Origin of the sequence: Blautia sp. MSK.20.85 (assembly GCF_013317245.1) — a bacterium.
GTDB lineage: Bacteria > Bacillota > Clostridia > Lachnospirales > Lachnospiraceae > Blautia_A.
On sequence record NZ_JAAIUN010000116.1, the window covers coordinates 1 to 363 of the forward strand.

The following is a 363-nucleotide window of genomic DNA, read 5'->3' on the forward strand; positions in this document are numbered from 1 at the left end:
GAGAATCAAGAGACCGCATCACCTACGCTAGGGTGATGAAGCGAAAGGTCAAGCAATAAGGGCACAGGGCGGATGCCTTGGCACTAAGAGCCGATGAAAGACGTGATAAGCTGCGAAAAGCTTCGGGGAGGAGCAAATATCCCGTGATCCGGAGATGTCTGAATGGGGAAACCCGCATGAGAAGACCTCATGCATCCATACGCCAATCCATAACGTATGGAAGGGAACCCGGGGAACTGAAACATCTAAGTACCCGGAGGAAAAGAAAGAAACATCGATTCCGTAAGTAGCGGCGAGCGAACGCGGAGGAGCCTAAACCGGTGTGCGTGCATGCCGGGGTCATGGACTGCATTTAAGATTCAG

The 363-nt window shown here is 52.3% G+C and carries 1 rRNA gene; it reads left to right on the plus strand.

Annotated features, from left to right (window positions below):
* Window positions 1–46 precede the first annotated feature (46 nt).
* Window positions 47–363, plus strand: a 23S ribosomal RNA gene (locus tag G5B12_RS17160); the annotation flags it as partial.